Origin of the sequence: Streptococcus symci (genome assembly GCF_006385165.1) — a bacterium.
Classification (GTDB): Bacteria; Bacillota; Bacilli; order Lactobacillales; family Streptococcaceae; genus Streptococcus; species Streptococcus symci.
The window spans coordinates 670,566-688,342 of record NZ_VFJA01000001.1 but is presented as its reverse complement, the minus strand read 5'-3'; the positions used below and the strand labels follow the sequence as shown (position 1 = coordinate 688,342).

The following is a 17,777-nucleotide window of genomic DNA, read 5'->3' as shown; positions in this document are numbered from 1 at the left end:
ACTCGGTGCAAACACCTTCAGCGTCAAGACGATGTTTATCTTTTTCACACAGTTCTTAGGGCGTGTTCACTTCCGCGAACAATGTATCTTCTCCTTTCTATTCGTCGCCTCACAGGGCGACATTAAATAAATTCTCCGATGATTTTTTCTAAATAAACTTAGTTAGACATTTTAACAGCTACATAGTTTAAGGATAAACTTTTCAAAATCTTCGGGCGTCGTGGAATCAATGACTTTATTACCTGTTCTTAAAGTAACGGCAAATAAATGAGAATATGTCACTTTTTGATGTAAAAACTTCTTAGTCAAATCCCAATAATGAACTGAAGTTTCTTTCTTTGGTACTACCTCACTAAATGTCACATAACCAAAAGCAACATCCTTGTTTAGTCTTCTAACCTCATTAATAGCTTTTGCTATACTGTCAGTATTTTTTTCAGGATCATATAACCCATTAACTTTACATTCTATTATAGCTTTAACATCTTCATTTTTATAAGCAAAATTATCAGAATTAGCATCATCCTTTAAAATCAACAAATCATACTCAAATTTACTACCTGCCACAAAAGCATTAATCTCAGAAACTTTAAAAGGTAGAGAATTTTTCTTCAAAACATTACTTACTTCATCTTTTAATAATTCATTAGCAACTTTTCCTTTATATTTTGAGTAGCCTTTAAACTGCTCAGATTTTCCTTCGAAAATATTTTGAAATTTAACAAATAAATTACTCATTACTTATTCCCCCTTTTCTTCCCTTTAAAAGCTTCCATCATCTCGATAAACTCGTCAAATAGGTAGCTTGCGTCGTGTGGACCAGGGGCTGCGTCTGGGTGGTATTGAACAGAGAAAGCAGGTTGGTATCTGTGACGTACACCTTCAACTGACTTATCATTGATTTCTTCGTGGGTAATGATTAAATGTTCTGGCAAATCCTCACGACTGACTGCATAACCATGATTCTGGCTGGTGAAGTCTACGCGTCCTGTTGCAATTTCACGTACCGCATGGTTGAATCCACGGTGACCAAACTTCATCTTATAGGTCTTAGCCCCGTTTGCCATTGCAAAGAGTTGATGCCCCATACAAATACCAAAGATTGGAATTTTTCCTTGCACACCACGAATCATGTCAAGTGCTTGTGGAACATCTTCTGGGTTACCTGGACCGTTTGACAACATAACTCCGTCAGGATTGAGATGGAGAATTTCTTCAGCCGTTGTCGAATAAGGAACGACAGTCACGTTACAGTTGCGTTTAGAAAGTTCACGTAGAATTGAATGCTTGAGACCAAAGTCCACTAGCACCACGCTCAAACCAACTCCTGGAGCTGGATAGGAAGTTTTAGTAGAAACCTGCTTGATATTATCTGTCGGCAAGACTGTCGCTTGGAGCTGGTCCGTCACATGGTCCATGCTGTCCCCAACATGGGTCAAGGTTGCACGCATCGTACCATGCTTACGGATAATCTTGGTGAGTGCACGCGTATCAATCCCTGAAATACCAGGAATTTTCTTGGCTTTCAAAAATTCATCCAAGGTCATTTGGTTGCGCCAGTTGCTTGCTCTACGCGCTTCTTCGAAAACAACGACCCCCTTACAAGTTGGAATAATAGATTCGTAATCATCACGGTTAATTCCATAATTTCCCACCAAAGGATAAGTAAAGGTCAAGATTTGTCCATTGTAGGACTGGTCTGTAATGGATTCTTGGTAGCCGGTCATCCCTGTGTTAAAGACGATTTCACCTGTTACATCAATATCTGCTCCGAAGGCCTTACCTTCAAAAACTGTGCCATCTTCTAGTACTAGAAGTCTTTTTGTCATATTTTCACCTCTCGTGGACGCTCACTGGCGTCTTTTAACGTCTTGTGTTTTAGTTGGCGTTTCTACTCGCCAGTACGGATTCTAAGATTGCCATTCGAACAAAGACACCATTGGTCATTTGTTGGACAATCCGTGATTTTGGTGCTTCAACCAAGTGATCTGCTATTTCTACATCACGGTTCACTGGGGCTGGGTGCATGAGGATCGCTGTTTCTTTCAAACGGTCATAACGTTCTTGAGTCAAGCCATGTTGGGCATGGTAGTCTTCTTTTGAAAAGACAGCTCCACTTTCATGTCGTTCATGTTGCACACGAAGAAACATCATGACATCTACCTGATCAATGATTTCATCAATAGTTACAAACTGTCCATAGTCTGCAAACTCTTGACTTCTCCATTCCTCAGGTCCAGCAAAGTAAAGTTCAGCTCCCAAGCGTTTCAAAATCTGCATATTGGATTTGGCAACTCGTGAGTGGTCCAAGTCACCTGCAATAGCAACCTTGAGACCCTCAAAGTGACCAAATTCCTCATAAATGGTCATCAAATCAAGCAAGCTCTGGCTAGGGTGTTGGCCCGAACCATCTCCACCATTGATGATGGAAGTCGTAATCGTTGGACTTGCAATTAGCTCTCTGTAGTAGTCAACCTCTGGGTGGCGAATCACACAGACATCCACTCCTAAAGCAGACAGAGTCAAAATGGTATCATAAAGTGTCTCACCCTTATTGACTGAACTAGTCTTCACATCAAAGTCAAGTCGCTCCAATCCCAGTTTAATCTCTGCAACTTCAAAGGACTTATGCGTCCGTGTAGAATCCTCAAAGAAAAGATTGGAAACAATCGGATGGTCTTCATAAGGAAGCTGAGCTCCGTTTTTAAACTCAATTCCTCGCTTGATCAATTTCATCACTTGATCGACAGTGAGGTCTTCCATGGACACCACATGGTTCAATGCTTGTTGATTTTCTGACATGGCTACTCCTTTAGCTTTCTAAGCTTCTTCAGTAATCAGAACTCTGTCTTGGCCATCAAGTTCTGCCATCTCTACGATGATTTCTTCAGAACGACTGGTTGGGATATTTTTTCCAACGTAATCTGGACGGATTGGCAATTCTCTATGTCCACGATCGACTAAAACTGCTAAACTCACGCGCGCAGGACGACCATGACCTACAATATTATCAATAGCAGCACGGATAGTACGACCTGTATAAAGCACATCATCCACCAAGATAACCTCACGGCCTGTCACATCAACAGAAATCAAAGAAGTATCTTCTCCGCTTTTAACATCATCACGGAAAGGTTTAGTATCCAATTCCACAACTGGAACTGAAAGATTTTCTAGCTGCTCCAAACGTTCTTGGATTCGGTGGGCGATAAAGACACCACGAGTTTTAATACCAGCCAAGACGATTTTATTCAAATCTTTGTTGCGTTCGATAATCTCATAAGTAATACGCGTAATCGCTCGTTTGACAGTCAATTCGTCTACAACTTCTTTTGCCTTCATGACAAACCTCCAAAAAGAAAAGTCTCCTTAAACAAGGAGACTTGAAATGTATAGCTAAGCTAGCCCTACTGCTAACAGTATAGACTTCACCCTTCTACTTTATCGCGCTCCTTGCCTGCCTCACGGGACAGGTTTAAAGGAATATTTAGTTATCAATTACTATAGCACAAAGCATGCTTAAAATCAAGCAAAAACTTTTGAAACCCCATCTTATAAATTGCTAAAATCATATAACTGTGGGTACTGGTCACACTCTGGATTTTTAGGATGACAAATGGCTCTTCCAAAATAAATCATGGCCTGATGAGCTGCTAACCACTGCTCAGGTGGCAAGATATCCATGACCCGCTTTTCCACCTCAAGTGGTGTCGCTGACTTTTTGACGATATCGTGGTGTTTACATATACGCTCTACATGAGTATCCACTGCAAAAGCTGGAATTCCAAACCCCACACTCATGACAACATTAGCTGTCTTGCGACCAACACCAGCCAAACTCTCCAATTCCTCACGTGTTTGAGGGACTTGACCATCAAAATCTTCTAGTAACTGTTGGGCACATTTTTTAAGGAATTTAGCCTTATTTCGATACAGTCCTAGGCGAGAAATGTGTGAGGCAATTTCACTTTCTGTTGCAACAGACATAGCTTGTGGCGTTGGAAAGGCAGCAAAGAGACCTGGTGTGGCCTTATTTACCGCTGCATCTGTTGTCTGGGCTGACAACATGACCGCAACCAAGAGTTCAAAATGATTGGTAAAATCAAGACTGGGCTTGGCATCTGGAAAGAGAGCAATGATTTCTTCTAGCACCTTTCGTGCACGTTTTTTTGACAAGACCATTATTCGTCTCCATCAAATAGTCCTTGTAAGCCAGCAAAAGGACTGTTTTCTTCTTTTTTGACAGCTTGTTGAGCTTGGTATTCTTCCTCAGTCATGATTTGCCAGTCATTTCCTGACACAAATCCTTGACCTGCTTCTTCTTCAGCCGTCAAGACCTTGATAGGAATGTTTAGTAGGATATTATCTGACACACTCTCAGAAAGGTCAAGTTCTCCATTTTCGATAGGCAGGACCAAATCATCATCTAGAACTTCTTGGTCCAGTTGATTGGTTGCGCCTTCCATGAAAACTTCCGTAACTGGATAAGATTCAACTAACTCAACTGGCTCCATACTGCGACTTGAAGCAAGAACAATGGTATAAGATAATTGATAATCTAAGAAATACATACGATCTTCGTATTGAACCTTCCCAACTGCAAGGATATCTTTTACATCTAAAATTTCTTGATTACGTGCACGCAAGTCTGCGACTAGGTCTAACGTTTGTTCAAAATGCAAGCCTTCAGACTGCTTACGAATTTCTTGAATATTTAATTTCATACTTCCTCCATAAAGATTTACTCTCTTGATTATACCATGAAAAGCCTACAAATCAGCACAGCAAACTTTATAATTAAAATTCGATTTTTTTAACATATTTACTATGACATTTTTGTTTTTTAGTGCTATACTATAGGCAATAATACATCAGAGCAAGGAGGATGCTCATATGGAAGACAAAGAACTCATTACTAATGCAACCCAACTCCTATCCGAGTTAAAAAAAAGTTTCCAAAGCTGCAAACAGGGTACGGCAGATGATATTCGACTGCAAGAGCTACTAAATACTACTCTGCAAGAGCTCAAAAAAGCGGAAAAGTTGGACAACAGTATCTTAATAGATCTTGAGAAATTTTACCAACGTACCAGTCTTCTGATTGGTCTTGGTAGCCTAAAACTAAACGATCAAGCACGCTGCGCTTGGCGAAACTACGACAAATTCCATTACGAGCATATCAAACACGTACTAACTCTTTATGGACCTGTTTTCGGATTTTAGAGCATAGAATTTCCATTTTTCTGTTGACAAAATTTCCTTAAAGGTATAGGATAAAGATACTAATACTCGGAGGTAAGGGAGACATGAACAACTAAGTCTATCAAGTAAAGAAACTTTATTTAGTAGATCTTGTTTTTGTCTCTTTTTGTGTGCTCTTTTTGTACTAGATCTTCTGGTACTTTATCCTCTTTGAAAATCAAAAAACTAGAAAGCTAACCATCTGCTCCTCTTGGGTTGGATAGGGGTAGACAAGCCTAGTTTGACAGGATTTTCGACATGGATAATAGCGTTTCTGACAGTGACTTTGGGCTCTACTAGATAAAGTAGAGCTTTTTGTTATGCACTATGGACATTCTAGAAAGGACAATTATATGATAAAAATCAATCACCTGACCATCACAGAAAACAAAGATCTACGAGATCTTGTATCTGATCTAAGCATGACCATCCAAGACGGGGAAAAGGTTGCTATTATTGGCGAAGAAGGAAATGGCAAATCGACCTTGCTGCGAGCTTTAATGGGAGAAGCATTGCCTGATTTCACTATCAGGGGTGACATTCAATCTGATTATCAATCACTAGCTTACATTCCTCAAAAACTCCCCGAGAAGCTGAAAAAGAAAACTCTACACGACTACTTCTTTTTAGATTCTATTTATTTAGACTACAGTGCCCTCTATCGTTTAGCTGAGGAATTGCATTTTGATAGCGATCGTTTCGCTAGCAACCAAGAGATTGGCAGTCTATCAGGTGGCGAAGCTTTGAAAATTCAGCTCATCCATGAGTTAGCCAAACCCTTTGAGATTCTATTTTTAGATGAACCTTCAAATGACCTAGACCTTGAAACAGTTGATTGGCTAAAAGGTCAGATTCGCAAGATTAGGCAAACTGTTATTTTCATTTCCCATGATGAAGACTTTCTGTCTCAAACGGCTGATACTATTGTCCACTTGCGACTGGTAAAGCACCGTAAAGAAGCGGAAACGCTAGTAGAGCATTTAGATTATGATCGTTATAGTGAGCAAAGAAAGGCTAATTTTGCCAGACAAAGCCAGCAAGCTGCTAACGACCAAAGAGCCTATGATAAAACCATGGAAAAACATCGGCGAGTCAAGCAAAATGTAGAAACTGCGCTTCGAGCTACTAAAGATAGTACTGCCGGTCGCCTATTGGCTAAAAAGATGAAAACTGTCCTCTCACAAGAAAAACGCTACGAAAGGGCAGCTCAGTCCATGACCCAAAAACCACTTGAAGAGGAAGAAATCAGACTTTTCTTCTCAGATATACAGCCATTACCTGCTTCTAAAGTCTTAATCCAACTGGAAAAAGAAAATTTGTCCATTGGCGACCGAGTTCTGGTGCAAGAACTACAATTAACTATCCGTGGACAAGAAAAAATCGGTATTATCGGCCCAAATGGTGTTGGAAAATCAACTCTGTTAGCAAAGTTACAGCAACTTCTTAATGATAAAAGAGAGATTTCGCTTGGTTTTATGCCACAAGATTACCATAAAAAACTGCAATTGGATTTATCCCCAATCGTCTACCTCAGCAAAACTGGGGAAAAAGAGGAACTGCAGAAAATCCAATCTCACTTAGCAAGTCTCAATTTCAGTTATCCAGAAATGCAACATCAAATTCGCTCCTTATCTGGCGGGCAACAGGGAAAACTCCTGCTTTTGGATTTAGTCCTGCGCAAACCAAACTTTCTCCTTCTGGATGAACCCACACGAAACTTTTCTCCAACTTCTCAACCTGAAATCAGAAAACTCTTTGCAACCTATCCAGGCGGTCTCATCACTGTTTCGCATGACAGGCGTTTCTTAAAAGAGGTCTGTTCGACTATCTATCGCTTGACAGAACACGGTTTGGAGATACTTAATTTAGACAATTTATAAATTTGCAACATAGCAGATAGGTGGGGCAAAAACACAATTTTAGGAGAAGAGAAAGTAAATCTTCCCATAATAAAACGCATAATATCAAGTTTTTGCACACCTGATATTATGCGTTTTTAAGATTTTAAAGACTTTTTCCCAGCCTTCATTTTACATATGTTTTAAACGTTCAATCCGTTCTGAGATAGGTGGGTGGGTATAAAAGAGTTTTTGGAACCCTCCACCTTTCTTAGGATCATTGATATAAAGTGCACTGCTGGCATCATCGACAGGACGACTCATCGGTTTACTGTTGTCTAACTTGCGTAGAGCATTAATCATCCCTTGAGGATTACGAGTCAACTCGACACTGGAAGCATCAGCTAGGAATTCCCTCTGACGAGAAATAGCAAGTTGTACCAAGGTGGCAGCGAGAGGTGCCAGCACAATTGCAAGTAGGGAAACCACTAGCATAATGATCTCTAAGCCATTTCCATCTCGGTCATCGTCACTTCGTCTTCGACCTGCTCCACCCCACCACATCATACGACCTGCCATACTAGAAAGCATGGTGATAGCACTAGCAAGGGCAACAGCAATAGTCGAAATGCGGATATCGTAATTACGAATATGACTGACTTCATGTCCCATAACAGCTTCTAGTTCTTCACGATTCATGATAGATAGGAGACCTGACGTCGCAGCAACCGCCGCATTTTGGGGGTTAGAACCTGTCGCAAAGGCATTTAAGGCTGGATCATCAATGATGAAAACACGTGGCATAGGAATCTGAGCCACCATAGCCATATCTTCTACTACATGGTAGAGGTCTGGTGCCGTTTGTTCATCCACCTCACGCGCTCCATTCATGGACATGACAATCTCTGTGGATTGAAAAATCATGGACAAGGCATAGATAAAGCCGATAATCAGCGCGATAACCAAGCCACCAAGCCCAGACCGCATAAAGAGGTAACCAACCGCATAGCCAACAAGAGCTAAGAGTAGGAAAAATACCAGCAACAAAATCCACGTTTTTCGTTTATTGCTTGCAATTTGATCAAACAACATCTTAGTCACCTAAACCGCTAAAATCAACCTTAGGAACTGCCTTTTCCTCTTCTGGTGTTTGAAGGAAATCTGCTGCTTTAAATCCAAACATTCCAGCGATAATATTGCTTGGGAAAGTTTCTAATTTTACGTTGTAGTTGCTGACAACACTGTTGTAGAGTTGACGAGAGTAAGAAATTTTATTTTCTGTATTTGTCAACTCCTCTTGCAATTTAACAAAGTTTGCACTAGCTTTCAAATCTGGATAGCTTTCTGCAACTGCAAAAATACCTGAAACTTGACGAGTGAGGGCATCACTAGCTTTCATAGCTTCTGCTGGTGAAGTCGCTGCAGCAACTTGATTGCGAAGTTCTGCCACCTTTTCAAGGGTAGAACCTTCATATTTAGCATAACCTTTTACAGTCTCAATCAAGTTTGGCAAGAGATCATTTCGACGTTTCAACTGAACATCAATCTGACTCCAAGCCTCCTTTGTTTGCATACGATTCTTAACCAAACCGTTATAGCTAACAATCACAAAAATCACAATAAGAGCTAAAACTCCAAGAATAATCCAAGTCATTATATAAGTCCTTTCTGCTTTTAGATTAGTACCAGTATATCAAATTTTTAATGATTGTGGTAAAATAAGATGATACTAAAGAAGGAAAAAACTATGAAACCAGAAACATTTTACAACTTGCTTGCCGAGCAAAATCTTTCACTTTCTGACCAGCAAAAAAAACAATTTGAACGTTATTTTGAACTCTTGGTCGAGTGGAATGAAAAAATCAATCTAACAGCTATTACAGACAAGGATGAAATTTATCTCAAACATTTTTACGATTCGATTGCACCCATTCTTCAAGGTTTGATTCCCAATGAAACTATCAAACTGCTTGATATTGGAGCCGGGGCAGGATTTCCTAGTCTACCTATGAAAATCCTCTATCCTCAGCTAGATGTGACCATCATTGATTCTCTCAACAAGCGCATCAACTTCCTCCAACTTTTGGCTCAAGAGCTAGATTTGAGCGGTGTTCATTTCTACCACGGTCGTGCAGAAGATTTTGCCCAAGATAAAAACTTCCGTGCTCAATATGATTTTGTAACAGCTCGTGCGGTTGCCCGTATGCAGGTCTTGTCTGAATTGACTATTCCCTACCTTAAAGTTGGCGGAAAACTATTGGCTCTCAAGGCCAGTAATGCGCCTGAGGAATTATTAGAAGCTAAGAATGCCCTCAACCTCCTTTTTAGTAAGGTCGAAGACAATCTCAGCTACGCTCTACCTAATGGAGATTCGCGTTATATCTCAGTGGTAGAAAAGAAAAAAGAAACACCAAATAAATATCCAAGAAAGGCTGGCATGCCCAACAAACGCCCACTTTAAATTTTTTAGTAAAAAATATTTACAAAGTCAGCCTCGCTCTTTTATTTTTAGGCTCGGGAAAAAATGATTTACAAAATCAACCTCGCTCTCTTATTTTCGGGCTCAGGAAAAAATGATTTACAAAATCAACCTCGCTCTCTTATTTTCGGGCTCGGGAAAAAATGATTTACAAAATCATTTTTTTCTGCTATACTATCCTAAGCAAAGGTTTTTAATGTCATCCCGTGAGGTGACGAAGACGCAGAAATACTTGAAACTCTTTAAAGTCTAGATTTTAGAGAAGTCTTACTCTGAGGGCCTATTGCTGTAAAATAATGGGCTCTTTTTTGATGCCCAAAAGTGAGGTTTATATGAAACAAGAATCAACTGTTGATTTGTTACTTGACGTTGACCAACGTCCTTCGGCTGGAAAAGGAATTCTCCTTAGTTTCCAACACGTGTTCGCCATGTTTGGTGCGACCATCTTGGTACCCTTAATTTTGGGAATGCCTGTATCTGTTGCCCTTTTTGCTTCAGGTGTTGGAACACTCATCTACATGATCGCAACTGGTTTTAAAGTTCCAGTTTATCTAGGTTCTTCATTTGCCTTTATCACAGCAATGTCTCTTGCTATGAAGGAAATGGGTGGTGATGTATCTGCTGCTCAAACAGGGGTTATCTTGACTGGTTTGGTCTATGTCCTTGTGGCTGCTGGTGTTCGTTTTGCAGGTACAAAATGGATTGATAAACTCTTGCCACCAATCATCATCGGACCTATGATCATCGTTATCGGTCTTGGACTTGCAGGTTCAGCTGTTACCAATGCTGGTCTTGTAGCGGATGGAAACTGGAAAAATGCTCTTGTAGCCGTTGTTACTTTCTTGATTGCTGCCTTTATCAATACAAAAGGGAAAGGCTTCCTACGAATAATTCCATTCCTCTTTGCCATTATCGGTGGTTACCTCTTCGCACTAACACTTGGCTTGGTTGACTTTACACCAGTCCTTAAAGCTAACTGGTTTGAAATTCCTGGTTTCTACTTGCCATTTAGTACTGGTGGTGCCTTTAAAGAATACAATCTTTACTTTGGTCCAGAAACTATCGCTATCTTGCCAATCGCTATCGTAACAATTTCTGAACATATCGGAGACCATACTGTTTTGGGTCAAATCTGTGGCCGTCAATTCTTGAAAGAACCAGGTCTTCACCGTACACTTCTTGGTGACGGTATCGCAACTTCTGTTTCTGCCTTCCTTGGTGGACCAGCCAATACAACTTACGGAGAAAATACAGGGGTTATCGGTATGACTCGTATCGCTTCTGTCTCAGTTATCCGTAACGCTGCCTTTATCGCGATTGCCCTTAGCTTCCTTGGTAAATTCACTGCCTTGATTTCAACCATTCCAAATGCTGTACTTGGTGGTATGTCAATCCTTCTCTATGGGGTTATCGCCAGCAACGGTTTGAAAGTCTTGATCAAAGAACGTGTTGATTTCGCTCAAATGCGTAACCTAATCATCGCAAGTGCTATGTTGGTTCTTGGACTTGGAGGAGCTATCCTTAAACTCGGTCCAGTTACCCTTTCAGGTACTGCCCTATCAGCCATGACAGGAATCATCTTGAACTTGGTCTTGCCATACGAAAATAAAGACTAAACGTCTTGACACAAAAAGTCCGCTCAGACAACTGAGTGGACTTTTCTAATTTTTAAGTCCCCCAAGCAACCAATAGATAGATCAGGCTAGAACCAAACATATCTGCTAAAGCATGCATGAGAAAGAATGGAAGGAGATTTTTAATTTTATATTTGTATAAGAAATAATAGAATAAGCCATAAACTACACCGATTACCAAAGCCCATACTAATCCTTGATAGGTGTGGAAGGAAATACGAATACTAGTAGAATAAATCAAAATCAACCACTTGTGTTTTTCCTTCACTGAAGTTAACAAACCTAGAAAGAAAAACTCTTCATAAAATCCATTTAGCAAGGCATAGGCAATCGCTATCGGGCTGAGAGCTAAGAACTTCCCTATTATTTGCGTGAAATCTATATAGGCAAAAAGGTCTGGATTAAAGTAATTATATTTACCAGTGAGAGTTGTAACCAAGTCTCCAAACAATCCCACTAAAGCAAATATAAATGGAACCCAAAAGATAATGGACCAATTCCAGTGAATAGGAAGCTGTTTAAAATCATAATTTCGAATCAAAAGATAGAGTAAGGTCACAGCCAGTAATATAGTTTGCAGGGTAAAATTACTAAAATAAGTCGCACCTTCGCTTGTAGCCTGTCTAACTGTCCCTACTGTACTTGATGCACCCGTTGGAAACGTATTTGCTAAAAATAGCTCGGTTGAACGAATTATAAACTGACCAAACATTATGATCGTAATAATCACAATGTCAAACCATCTCAAGTATTTTAGAGGTTTAGATGGATGTATTTTTTTTAAAATGTTCATATTTCTCCAGGTATTCTATACTCATATAAATATTTTAAGAAAAAAGGCTTAAACTTTTATAAAATTTCATTAATTCATTTAGATTCAAAAGCTTTTATTAGCAAAAATAACCCCTCTTTAAGAGTGGTTATCATCTACTTTCATTTTTTGTTTATTTCTCTAACAATAAATCTTTCAAAGAAATCAGGGTTACTGCAATTAAAATCATTGCCATGCCAAGAAAATCAATGGGATAAAATTGTTCATTCATAATTAGGAAGGCAAAGAAAACCGCCGAGATTGGCTCAATAGAAGCCAACAAGCTTGACTTGACCGGCCCTATCAGACTGGCTCCCTTTAAGAAGGCTGTATAGGCAAAGACAGTCCCGATAAGAATAATGCCCGCAAATGCAAGAAGAAAATCAAGACTAGTTGGAATAGTAGCCTGTAGAACTCCTGTAAAAGGAAGGGCGACCAAACCTGCTATGACCATTCCCACACCAATGACCAAGCTACTCCCCCACTTCTTAATCAAGGCTATGGGCAAAATGATATACAGTGCGTAAGTCAGAGCAGAAAAGAGACCCCAGAACAGGCCTGCAGGTGTCATGGATAACTGGTCCAACTGCCCATGAGTTGCGATCAGGAAGGTTCCTCCAATGGCTAATATGATAGAAACAATCTCTCCAAGCGTCGGCGCCACCTTATCCTTGATACAGCTATAAATTAAAAGTCCGACAGGACAAACATACTGAAGCACCGTCGCGGTTCCTGCATTGGTTTCCTGAATAGCAGTAAGATAGGCAAATTGATTGAGGAAGAGGCCAATTAGAGCAAAAATGAGAAGAGACAGCAAACTTTTTCTATCCTTTAAAATGGCCAGCATTCTATCCTTTGCAGTAGCATAAGCCAAGACCATGAGAATCCCACCGGCGATTAAAAGTCGTAAGTTGGTTAAAACCAGAGCCGAAATTCCGTGTGCCATCAGGTATTGGCCACTCGTTCCTGACAAGCCCCAAGCAATTCCAGCCACAACTGTTAATAGAGTCCCTTTTAAACTGTTTGACATGTCTCTCCTTACTCTTCTTTGCGAATCAAGTCCATCACTTGATTACGATCTACAATCCACTGAGCTCTCTCATCCTTTTCATAGGTACGATTCGATAGGAAAATAGCCGCTTCTTGCTTCTGGCGATTCCACATGATAAAGATACCTGTATAGCCCGTATGGTCTAGCCAATCTCCTTCCAAATTCCATGCCAAAGAACGTTCCTTGTCATCCAAAGGTGAAAAATTTTGACTCAAGTCTCTTGCAAAATCATCTGCTAAATAGTGTTGCAAAAAGATTTGTAAATCCTTTACAGTCGAAAATAAACCAGCACTACCTGCATGTCTGCCCAGGAGACGAGCCTTGGGATCATGTACCATGCCGGCCTCTACACCTCTGACTGTTGGAACAGCAAGCTCAACAGGTCCAAATTGAGTTTCCGTCATTTCCCAAGTTTTAAAAACTTGCTCCTGTAAAATCACATCCAAGTCCTGATCAAAGATTCTTTCCAAAATAAAGCCTAAAAGTAAAAAATGGACATCCGAATAAAGAAAGGCTGGCTGATTGCGTCTCTTGAGATGAAACATCGCTTCCTTTAATTCTGAGGCTGTTAAACGATTACGATTGGTAATAAAAGGATCAAGATTTGTAGCATGGGTTAAGAGCTGGCGAATAGTGATATCTGGATAATCACTCTCAGCTAAAAAATCTGTCACAGGTCTGTCAATATCTAATTGACCTTTTTCCCACAAAAAGATAAAAACTGTCCCAACCCCAACAACCTTGCTGACACTGGCTAGGTCATAAAGCAGTCCTGTCTCAGTATCCAAGCCATGCTCTGGATCACTCTGGCCTAAATAGAACTCCGTCCATTGATTGTCCTTAAAATACGCAAAAGAGGCTCCGGGATAAATCCCTGCCTCGATTTGTTCTTCTATTGTTTTAATAATCTTGGTCCACTTCATACTTCTTCAAACCACAATTCAACATTATTTCTATCTTTAGCAAGGAAGAATTTTTCAGACTTAGGAATAAAATATTCGGTAGACTCAAACCTCTTGCGAAGACTTGCTATGTCTAATTCATTGACCAAGAACTTAAGCATAGATAAGTCCCAAGTAAGCGTATTGTCCACAGTCAAATCCTGCCCCTGAGCTGGGATAAAATCAAGTGATGCCCCCATTTCAGATAATTCCAAGAAACTTTCGATATCAGTTGGGAGATGTAATTCCATAGAAATCTCAAATTTACTCAAAGAAATTGATTCCCAATCTGATTGAAATGCAGGCTTTTCTTCTACTTCTACTAGACTGTCCCTGTCATCTTCCGCATGAATCAAAACCAAATCACCTTCTGGTGAAAAAACTTCAAATGCGTAGCCATTATTCCCCTTATATAATTGACGAATCGAATTTGTTTTAGATAAGAGTCCTTCAATTTCCAAAGGATTTTCTACCTTGACAATCAATCTAGCCAGCTTTTTTCTTCCCTCTACCTTACGAGTTCGCATACTTGGAGCTTCTTCTAAAACCAGCTTTTCTAGACCTGTTTGATCACCTAGTGATAGAAAGGCCGATTCTTCTAACAAGGCCTTCATACCAAGATTTTCAATATAAAATATTTCATTTAATTTTCTATTATTAACTTTTAAAGTAGGAATAATCCGTACAATTTGATTTACATTCATAAATTCCTCCAACTCTTTTATTTTAAAGGATTTTAGAATTTTTTACAAGATATTATGCTCAAATTTACCAATTTTCGTAAAAATTTCATCTAAAAAACCGAGGCTTTCCTCGGTTTCAATGTCTTATAGGTAAAGGAATTTGAAGATAGCTACTGCCGCAATTGCTGCTGCGATAGGTGCTACAACTGGTACCCAAGAGTACCACCATTTTGAATCACCTTTGTGCTCACCAAGAACTGATTTTGGAAGGAAAGCATGAAGGAGACGTGGTCCCAAGTCACGGGCTGGGTTCAAGGCAGGTCCTGTAGGTCCACCAAGTGAAGTTACCAAGGCCATAACAAGGAATCCAAGTGCCAAGTGAGCAATTCCAAGACCTGAAGCTGTATGAGGTGCTGTTTGAGCTTTAATTGCTAAATCAGAGAAGTCAACTGTTTGACCTGCTTGACTAGCCATTTGTTTCATGTATTGAAGAACCTCAGCACCAAAGAAGTTTTTAGTCAATCCAAGAGCTGCAAAGAACAGAACAAATGAACCGATAAACTCGTTTACAAAACCGTTAACAGTTGCTGCAAAGCGTGATTCTTTTGTACCTTGATCCAAACTTGAGATTGTTGAGAAAGTACCCAAGATATTGTTTGGATTTTCAGTTTTCAAGTAGTATGGGCGGTGTGTTGCCACAACCAAGGCTTGACCAAAGATAGCACCCAAAACTTGTGCAAGGATATAAGGTGCTACTTGTGCCCAAGGGAAGAGACCGCTGATTGCAAGTCCAAGAGTGAAGGCTGGGTTGATGTGGTTACCTGATACGTTACCAAACATCAAAGCTGGAATCATAACCCCCATACCGTAACCAACAGCAATAACGAGCCAGCCACTTTGGTGACCTTTCGTACCTTTAAGTTCAACGTTAGCAACTGCACCATTACCAAGAATGATCAAAATAGCAGTTCCCAAGAATTCAGTGGCATATTTAATAGCCCATGTAAAATCCATTTGATAGATTCTCCTTAAAATTTTTTAGACAATCCCTATTCTATCAATTTTTATATCTTTTAGCAACAGGTTTTCTAAAAGAATATATGAGAAAGCGGTTTTATTTCTTATAAAAAACAAAAGGACTAAGGGAGTAATTTTCCTTAATCCGAGAGTTCTTATTCTTTACGTTGCCCGAAATCAGCAATCATCTGCTCCATTTCTTGTCGACTCGGAGTTGTCAACATATAAAGGTAATCCCCTTGAAGTTCCGCAAAGGCTGCAGGCATGATTTTTTTAACCTTGAACTGATGGCTGTATTTGGCAAGCAAGTCCTCCTCAGAATAGACATAGTGAGCATTTGCACGACGTGATGTAGCCAAACAATACTGAGGTTCAAAGTCTGTTACTGGGAACTCTTCTCCTGCGACTATAGCTGCATAGCCACGATAGAGGTCCAAGGAATGAGCAAAGTTATAAACATCAATTGTAAAACCACCTGCAGGACGGTTATTATACTCAATGCCAATGTAGTCGTCCCCTTCACGGAAGAACTCGATATGGAAGAAACGTTCTTTCATACCAAATTCTTTGACAATTGCCTCACCATATTTACGTAATTTTGGATCCATATCCTTAAGAACATAGTAGGAATTGTCCATCTTGTAAATCATGAGATCCAGCGGTGTATAGGCGTAGTCAAAGGTTGTTGAGAAGACAATCTTACCATCCTTGTCTACGAGCCCGTCAAAGGTACAGATTTCACTGGAAGTGACAAATTTCTCAAAGAAATAAACGGTTGAATGGTCCCACTCAGCCTTGAAGTGATTGATATCGTCTTCTGTTTCAAGCTTAAAGGTCGCGGCTGCTCCCACTCCATTGTCAGGTTTTGCAATCATTGGAAGGCCGATTTCTTTCACAGCTTGATCAACATCTGCTTCCGTCTTGATAACAGCTCCAGGTACCACAGGCACACCTGCTTTTTTGAAAAGTTTCTTCATTTCAGACTTATATTTAGTCTTTTTAAGATCTTCGGGTTTGGCACCAAAAACATTGAATTGTTCTCTGAGTGCTGCGTCCAGCTCTAGCCAATATTCATTGTGGGACTCGATGCGGTCAATTGGGCCATGTTTATAAAAGAGAAAAGCAACTGCACGTTTGACTTCGTCTACATTTTCAAGATTATCAACACGGAAATATTCCGTCAGGCTATTGCGCAAAGATTCATCCAATTGCTCGTATGGTTCTTGACCAATTCCCAAGACTGTGATGCCTTTATTGGCTAGTTCGATGGTAAACTGTTGAAAGTTTTGTGGATAGTAGGGAGAAATAACAAGGTAATTCATAGGTAACTCCTTTTATAGATACAGGTGTCCAAGAAAATAGGGCATTTGTTTGCGCCACCATTCCCAGTCATGGGCGACATCATGTCCCCATTCAGCAAACCAGGCTGGAATTTGTTTCTGGTCAAAGGCTTCTTTGAGCTTGTAGAAAGATGGTAAACCGTCTTGTTCCCAGGCACCAAGCCCCGTACAAAGCACAATCTCGGCCTGACGGTAACGGTCGATGAACCAACCGTCGTTCTGATTCCAGATATAATCTACTGGCGAGTTTTGGTAAATAGCATCGTCATTGTAGTAATCGCCGACAAAGAAACATGCGTCGTAAACTCCACTAAGAGCAATTACTTTGGTAAAAACATCTGGATGCTGTAGGAAGAAATTGACAGCATGGTAGGCTCCCATGGAGCAACCTGTCGTCATCATGCCATCAAACCAACCTGTCTTATGCTTGATAAAAGGAATAGCCTCCTCAATCACATAACGCTCGTAGGCACGGTGCATCTCTGCTTGGTCATGACCATTTTTCCAAGTGGCCAACCAGCTCTCACTGTCAACACTGGATAGGGTAAAGAACTGAACACGGCCTTCCTCGATAAAGGAAGCACAGGCATCAATCATGCCAAAATCATAGTATTCATTGTGACTACCACCTGATGAAGCAAAGACCACAACTGGAATCCCAGCATGTCCATAACGATTAAGGTACATTTCACGGTTGAGGTGACCACTCCAGTGGCTAAGGTTTTCAATATGCATTGGCTTT

General features: G+C 40.2%; 19 protein-coding genes. 4 read left to right on the top strand and 15 right to left on the bottom strand.

The window, feature by feature from the left end; all coding sequences use genetic code 11:
• Window positions 1-171 precede the first annotated feature (171 nt).
• The 6 genes from FJN11_RS03275 to FJN11_RS03250 form a co-directional block, all read right to left on the bottom strand.
• The gene (locus FJN11_RS03275; RefSeq protein WP_049487662.1) at window positions 172-738 is read right to left on the bottom strand and encodes a hypothetical protein; all 567 of its coding nucleotides are present in this window, start codon (window positions 736-738) and stop codon (window positions 172-174) included.
• On the bottom strand, window positions 738-1,829 hold the full coding sequence (locus FJN11_RS03270; RefSeq protein WP_049487659.1) for a carbamoyl phosphate synthase small subunit: 1,092 nt from the start codon (window positions 1,827-1,829) through the stop codon (window positions 738-740). The genes FJN11_RS03275 and FJN11_RS03270 overlap by 1 nt, the downstream gene beginning before the upstream one ends.
• A 49-nt stretch (window positions 1,830-1,878) precedes the next feature.
• Window positions 1,879-2,802, bottom strand: coding sequence for an aspartate carbamoyltransferase catalytic subunit (locus tag FJN11_RS03265; RefSeq protein ID WP_084926577.1), 924 nt, complete (start codon window positions 2,800-2,802; stop codon window positions 1,879-1,881).
• Between the two features lie 18 nt (window positions 2,803-2,820).
• The gene (gene pyrR, locus FJN11_RS03260; RefSeq protein ID WP_140224044.1) at window positions 2,821-3,342 is read right to left on the bottom strand and encodes a bifunctional pyr operon transcriptional regulator/uracil phosphoribosyltransferase PyrR; all 522 of its coding nucleotides are present in this window, start codon (window positions 3,340-3,342) and stop codon (window positions 2,821-2,823) included.
• Window positions 3,343-3,552: 210 nt separating this feature from the next.
• Window positions 3,553-4,182 (bottom strand): endonuclease III, encoded by a 630-nt coding sequence (gene nth, locus FJN11_RS03255; protein WP_115904738.1) that lies wholly within the window; start codon window positions 4,180-4,182, stop codon window positions 3,553-3,555.
• Entirely contained in the window at window positions 4,182-4,724 is a 543-nt protein-coding gene (locus FJN11_RS03250; RefSeq protein ID WP_140224043.1) for a YceD family protein, read from the bottom strand. The genes nth and FJN11_RS03250 overlap by 1 nt, the downstream gene beginning before the upstream one ends.
• Before the next feature lie 169 nt (window positions 4,725-4,893).
• Between FJN11_RS03250 and FJN11_RS03245 the strand changes: the two genes are divergently transcribed.
• Together FJN11_RS03245 and FJN11_RS03240 are read left to right on the top strand one after the other, a co-directional pair.
• Window positions 4,894-5,223: a helicase BlpT gene (locus FJN11_RS03245; RefSeq protein ID WP_084927338.1), complete on the top strand. Its 330-nt coding sequence runs from the start codon at window positions 4,894-4,896 to the stop codon at window positions 5,221-5,223.
• A 338-nt stretch (window positions 5,224-5,561) separates the two neighbouring features.
• Window positions 5,562-7,121, top strand: a complete 1,560-nt coding sequence (locus FJN11_RS03240; protein WP_140224042.1) for an ATP-binding cassette domain-containing protein — start codon at window positions 5,562-5,564, stop codon at window positions 7,119-7,121.
• 150 nt (window positions 7,122-7,271) lie between these two features.
• On the opposite strand, the gene htpX is transcribed toward FJN11_RS03240, so the two are convergent.
• Complete coding sequence (gene htpX, locus FJN11_RS03230) at window positions 7,272-8,171, bottom strand: zinc metalloprotease HtpX (protein WP_140224041.1); 900 nt, start codon at window positions 8,169-8,171, stop codon at window positions 7,272-7,274.
• Between the two features lies 1 nt (window position 8,172).
• Window positions 8,173-8,733 carry a LemA family protein gene (locus FJN11_RS03225; protein ID WP_000219833.1) on the bottom strand — a complete coding sequence of 187 codons (561 nt, stop codon included), beginning with the start codon at window positions 8,731-8,733 and terminating at the stop codon, window positions 8,173-8,175.
• 93 nt (window positions 8,734-8,826) lie between these two features.
• On the opposite strand from FJN11_RS03225, the gene rsmG reads away from it, so the two are divergent.
• Together rsmG and FJN11_RS03215 are read left to right on the top strand one after the other, a co-directional pair.
• Entirely contained in the window at window positions 8,827-9,540 is a 714-nt protein-coding gene (gene rsmG, locus FJN11_RS03220; RefSeq protein WP_125416012.1) for a 16S rRNA (guanine(527)-N(7))-methyltransferase RsmG, read from the top strand.
• A gap of 350 nt (window positions 9,541-9,890) precedes the next feature.
• On the top strand, window positions 9,891-11,174 hold the full coding sequence (locus FJN11_RS03215) for a uracil-xanthine permease family protein (RefSeq protein ID WP_181146382.1): 1,284 nt from the start codon (window positions 9,891-9,893) through the stop codon (window positions 11,172-11,174).
• Between the two features lie 52 nt (window positions 11,175-11,226).
• On the opposite strand, the gene FJN11_RS03210 is transcribed toward FJN11_RS03215, so the two are convergent.
• The 7 genes from FJN11_RS03210 to FJN11_RS03180 form a co-directional block, all read right to left on the bottom strand.
• Window positions 11,227-11,985, bottom strand: a complete 759-nt coding sequence (locus FJN11_RS03210; RefSeq protein ID WP_140224039.1) for a CPBP family intramembrane glutamic endopeptidase — start codon at window positions 11,983-11,985, stop codon at window positions 11,227-11,229.
• A gap of 151 nt (window positions 11,986-12,136) precedes the next feature.
• On the bottom strand, window positions 12,137-13,033 hold the full coding sequence (locus FJN11_RS03205) for a DMT family transporter (protein ID WP_140224038.1): 897 nt from the start codon (window positions 13,031-13,033) through the stop codon (window positions 12,137-12,139).
• 8 nt (window positions 13,034-13,041) lie between these two features.
• A complete protein-coding gene (locus FJN11_RS03200) occupies window positions 13,042-13,977 on the bottom strand; it encodes a serine hydrolase domain-containing protein (protein WP_140224037.1) in 936 nt (311 codons plus the stop codon).
• Window positions 13,974-14,699: a CppA N-terminal domain-containing protein gene (locus FJN11_RS03195; protein ID WP_140224036.1), complete on the bottom strand. Its 726-nt coding sequence runs from the start codon at window positions 14,697-14,699 to the stop codon at window positions 13,974-13,976. The genes FJN11_RS03200 and FJN11_RS03195 overlap by 4 nt, the downstream gene beginning before the upstream one ends.
• Before the next feature lie 123 nt (window positions 14,700-14,822).
• Window positions 14,823-15,692, bottom strand: coding sequence for an aquaglyceroporin Gla (gene gla, locus FJN11_RS03190; RefSeq protein ID WP_125452235.1), 870 nt, complete (start codon window positions 15,690-15,692; stop codon window positions 14,823-14,825).
• Window positions 15,693-15,850: 158 nt separating this feature from the next.
• Complete coding sequence (locus FJN11_RS03185; RefSeq protein ID WP_140224035.1) at window positions 15,851-17,017, bottom strand: ATP-grasp domain-containing protein; 1,167 nt, start codon at window positions 17,015-17,017, stop codon at window positions 15,851-15,853.
• Window positions 17,018-17,029: 12 nt separating this feature from the next.
• Entirely contained in the window at window positions 17,030-17,770 is a 741-nt protein-coding gene (locus FJN11_RS03180) for an esterase family protein (RefSeq protein WP_140224034.1), read from the bottom strand.
• Window positions 17,771-17,777 lie beyond the last annotated feature (7 nt).

Coding starts and splice junctions, on each gene's coding strand:
- FJN11_RS03275 (WP_049487662.1), bottom strand. CDS start 738: ATGAGTAATTTATTTGTTAAATTTCAAAATATTTTCGAAGGAAAATCT.
- FJN11_RS03270 (WP_049487659.1), bottom strand. CDS start 1,829: ATGACAAAAAGACTTCTAGTACTAGAAGATGGCACAGTTTTTGAAGGT.
- FJN11_RS03265 (WP_084926577.1), bottom strand. CDS start 2,802: ATGTCAGAAAATCAACAAGCATTGAACCATGTGGTGTCCATGGAAGAC.
- pyrR (WP_140224044.1), bottom strand. CDS start 3,342: ATGAAGGCAAAAGAAGTTGTAGACGAATTGACTGTCAAACGAGCGATT.
- nth (WP_115904738.1), bottom strand. CDS start 4,182: ATGGTCTTGTCAAAAAAACGTGCACGAAAGGTGCTAGAAGAAATCATT.
- FJN11_RS03250 (WP_140224043.1), bottom strand. CDS start 4,724: ATGAAATTAAATATTCAAGAAATTCGTAAGCAGTCTGAAGGCTTGCAT.
- FJN11_RS03245 (WP_084927338.1), top strand. CDS start 4,894: ATGGAAGACAAAGAACTCATTACTAATGCAACCCAACTCCTATCCGAG.
- FJN11_RS03240 (WP_140224042.1), top strand. CDS start 5,562: ATGCACTATGGACATTCTAGAAAGGACAATTATATGATAAAAATCAAT.
- htpX (WP_140224041.1), bottom strand. CDS start 8,171: ATGTTGTTTGATCAAATTGCAAGCAATAAACGAAAAACGTGGATTTTG.
- FJN11_RS03225 (WP_000219833.1), bottom strand. CDS start 8,733: ATGACTTGGATTATTCTTGGAGTTTTAGCTCTTATTGTGATTTTTGTG.
- rsmG (WP_125416012.1), top strand. CDS start 8,827: ATGAAACCAGAAACATTTTACAACTTGCTTGCCGAGCAAAATCTTTCA.
- FJN11_RS03215 (WP_181146382.1), top strand. CDS start 9,891: ATGAAACAAGAATCAACTGTTGATTTGTTACTTGACGTTGACCAACGT.
- FJN11_RS03210 (WP_140224039.1), bottom strand. CDS start 11,985: ATGAACATTTTAAAAAAAATACATCCATCTAAACCTCTAAAATACTTG.
- FJN11_RS03205 (WP_140224038.1), bottom strand. CDS start 13,033: ATGTCAAACAGTTTAAAAGGGACTCTATTAACAGTTGTGGCTGGAATT.
- FJN11_RS03200 (WP_140224037.1), bottom strand. CDS start 13,977: ATGAAGTGGACCAAGATTATTAAAACAATAGAAGAACAAATCGAGGCA.
- FJN11_RS03195 (WP_140224036.1), bottom strand. CDS start 14,699: ATGAATGTAAATCAAATTGTACGGATTATTCCTACTTTAAAAGTTAAT.
- gla (WP_125452235.1), bottom strand. CDS start 15,692: ATGGATTTTACATGGGCTATTAAATATGCCACTGAATTCTTGGGAACT.
- FJN11_RS03185 (WP_140224035.1), bottom strand. CDS start 17,017: ATGAATTACCTTGTTATTTCTCCCTACTATCCACAAAACTTTCAACAG.
- FJN11_RS03180 (WP_140224034.1), bottom strand. CDS start 17,770: ATGCATATTGAAAACCTTAGCCACTGGAGTGGTCACCTCAACCGTGAA.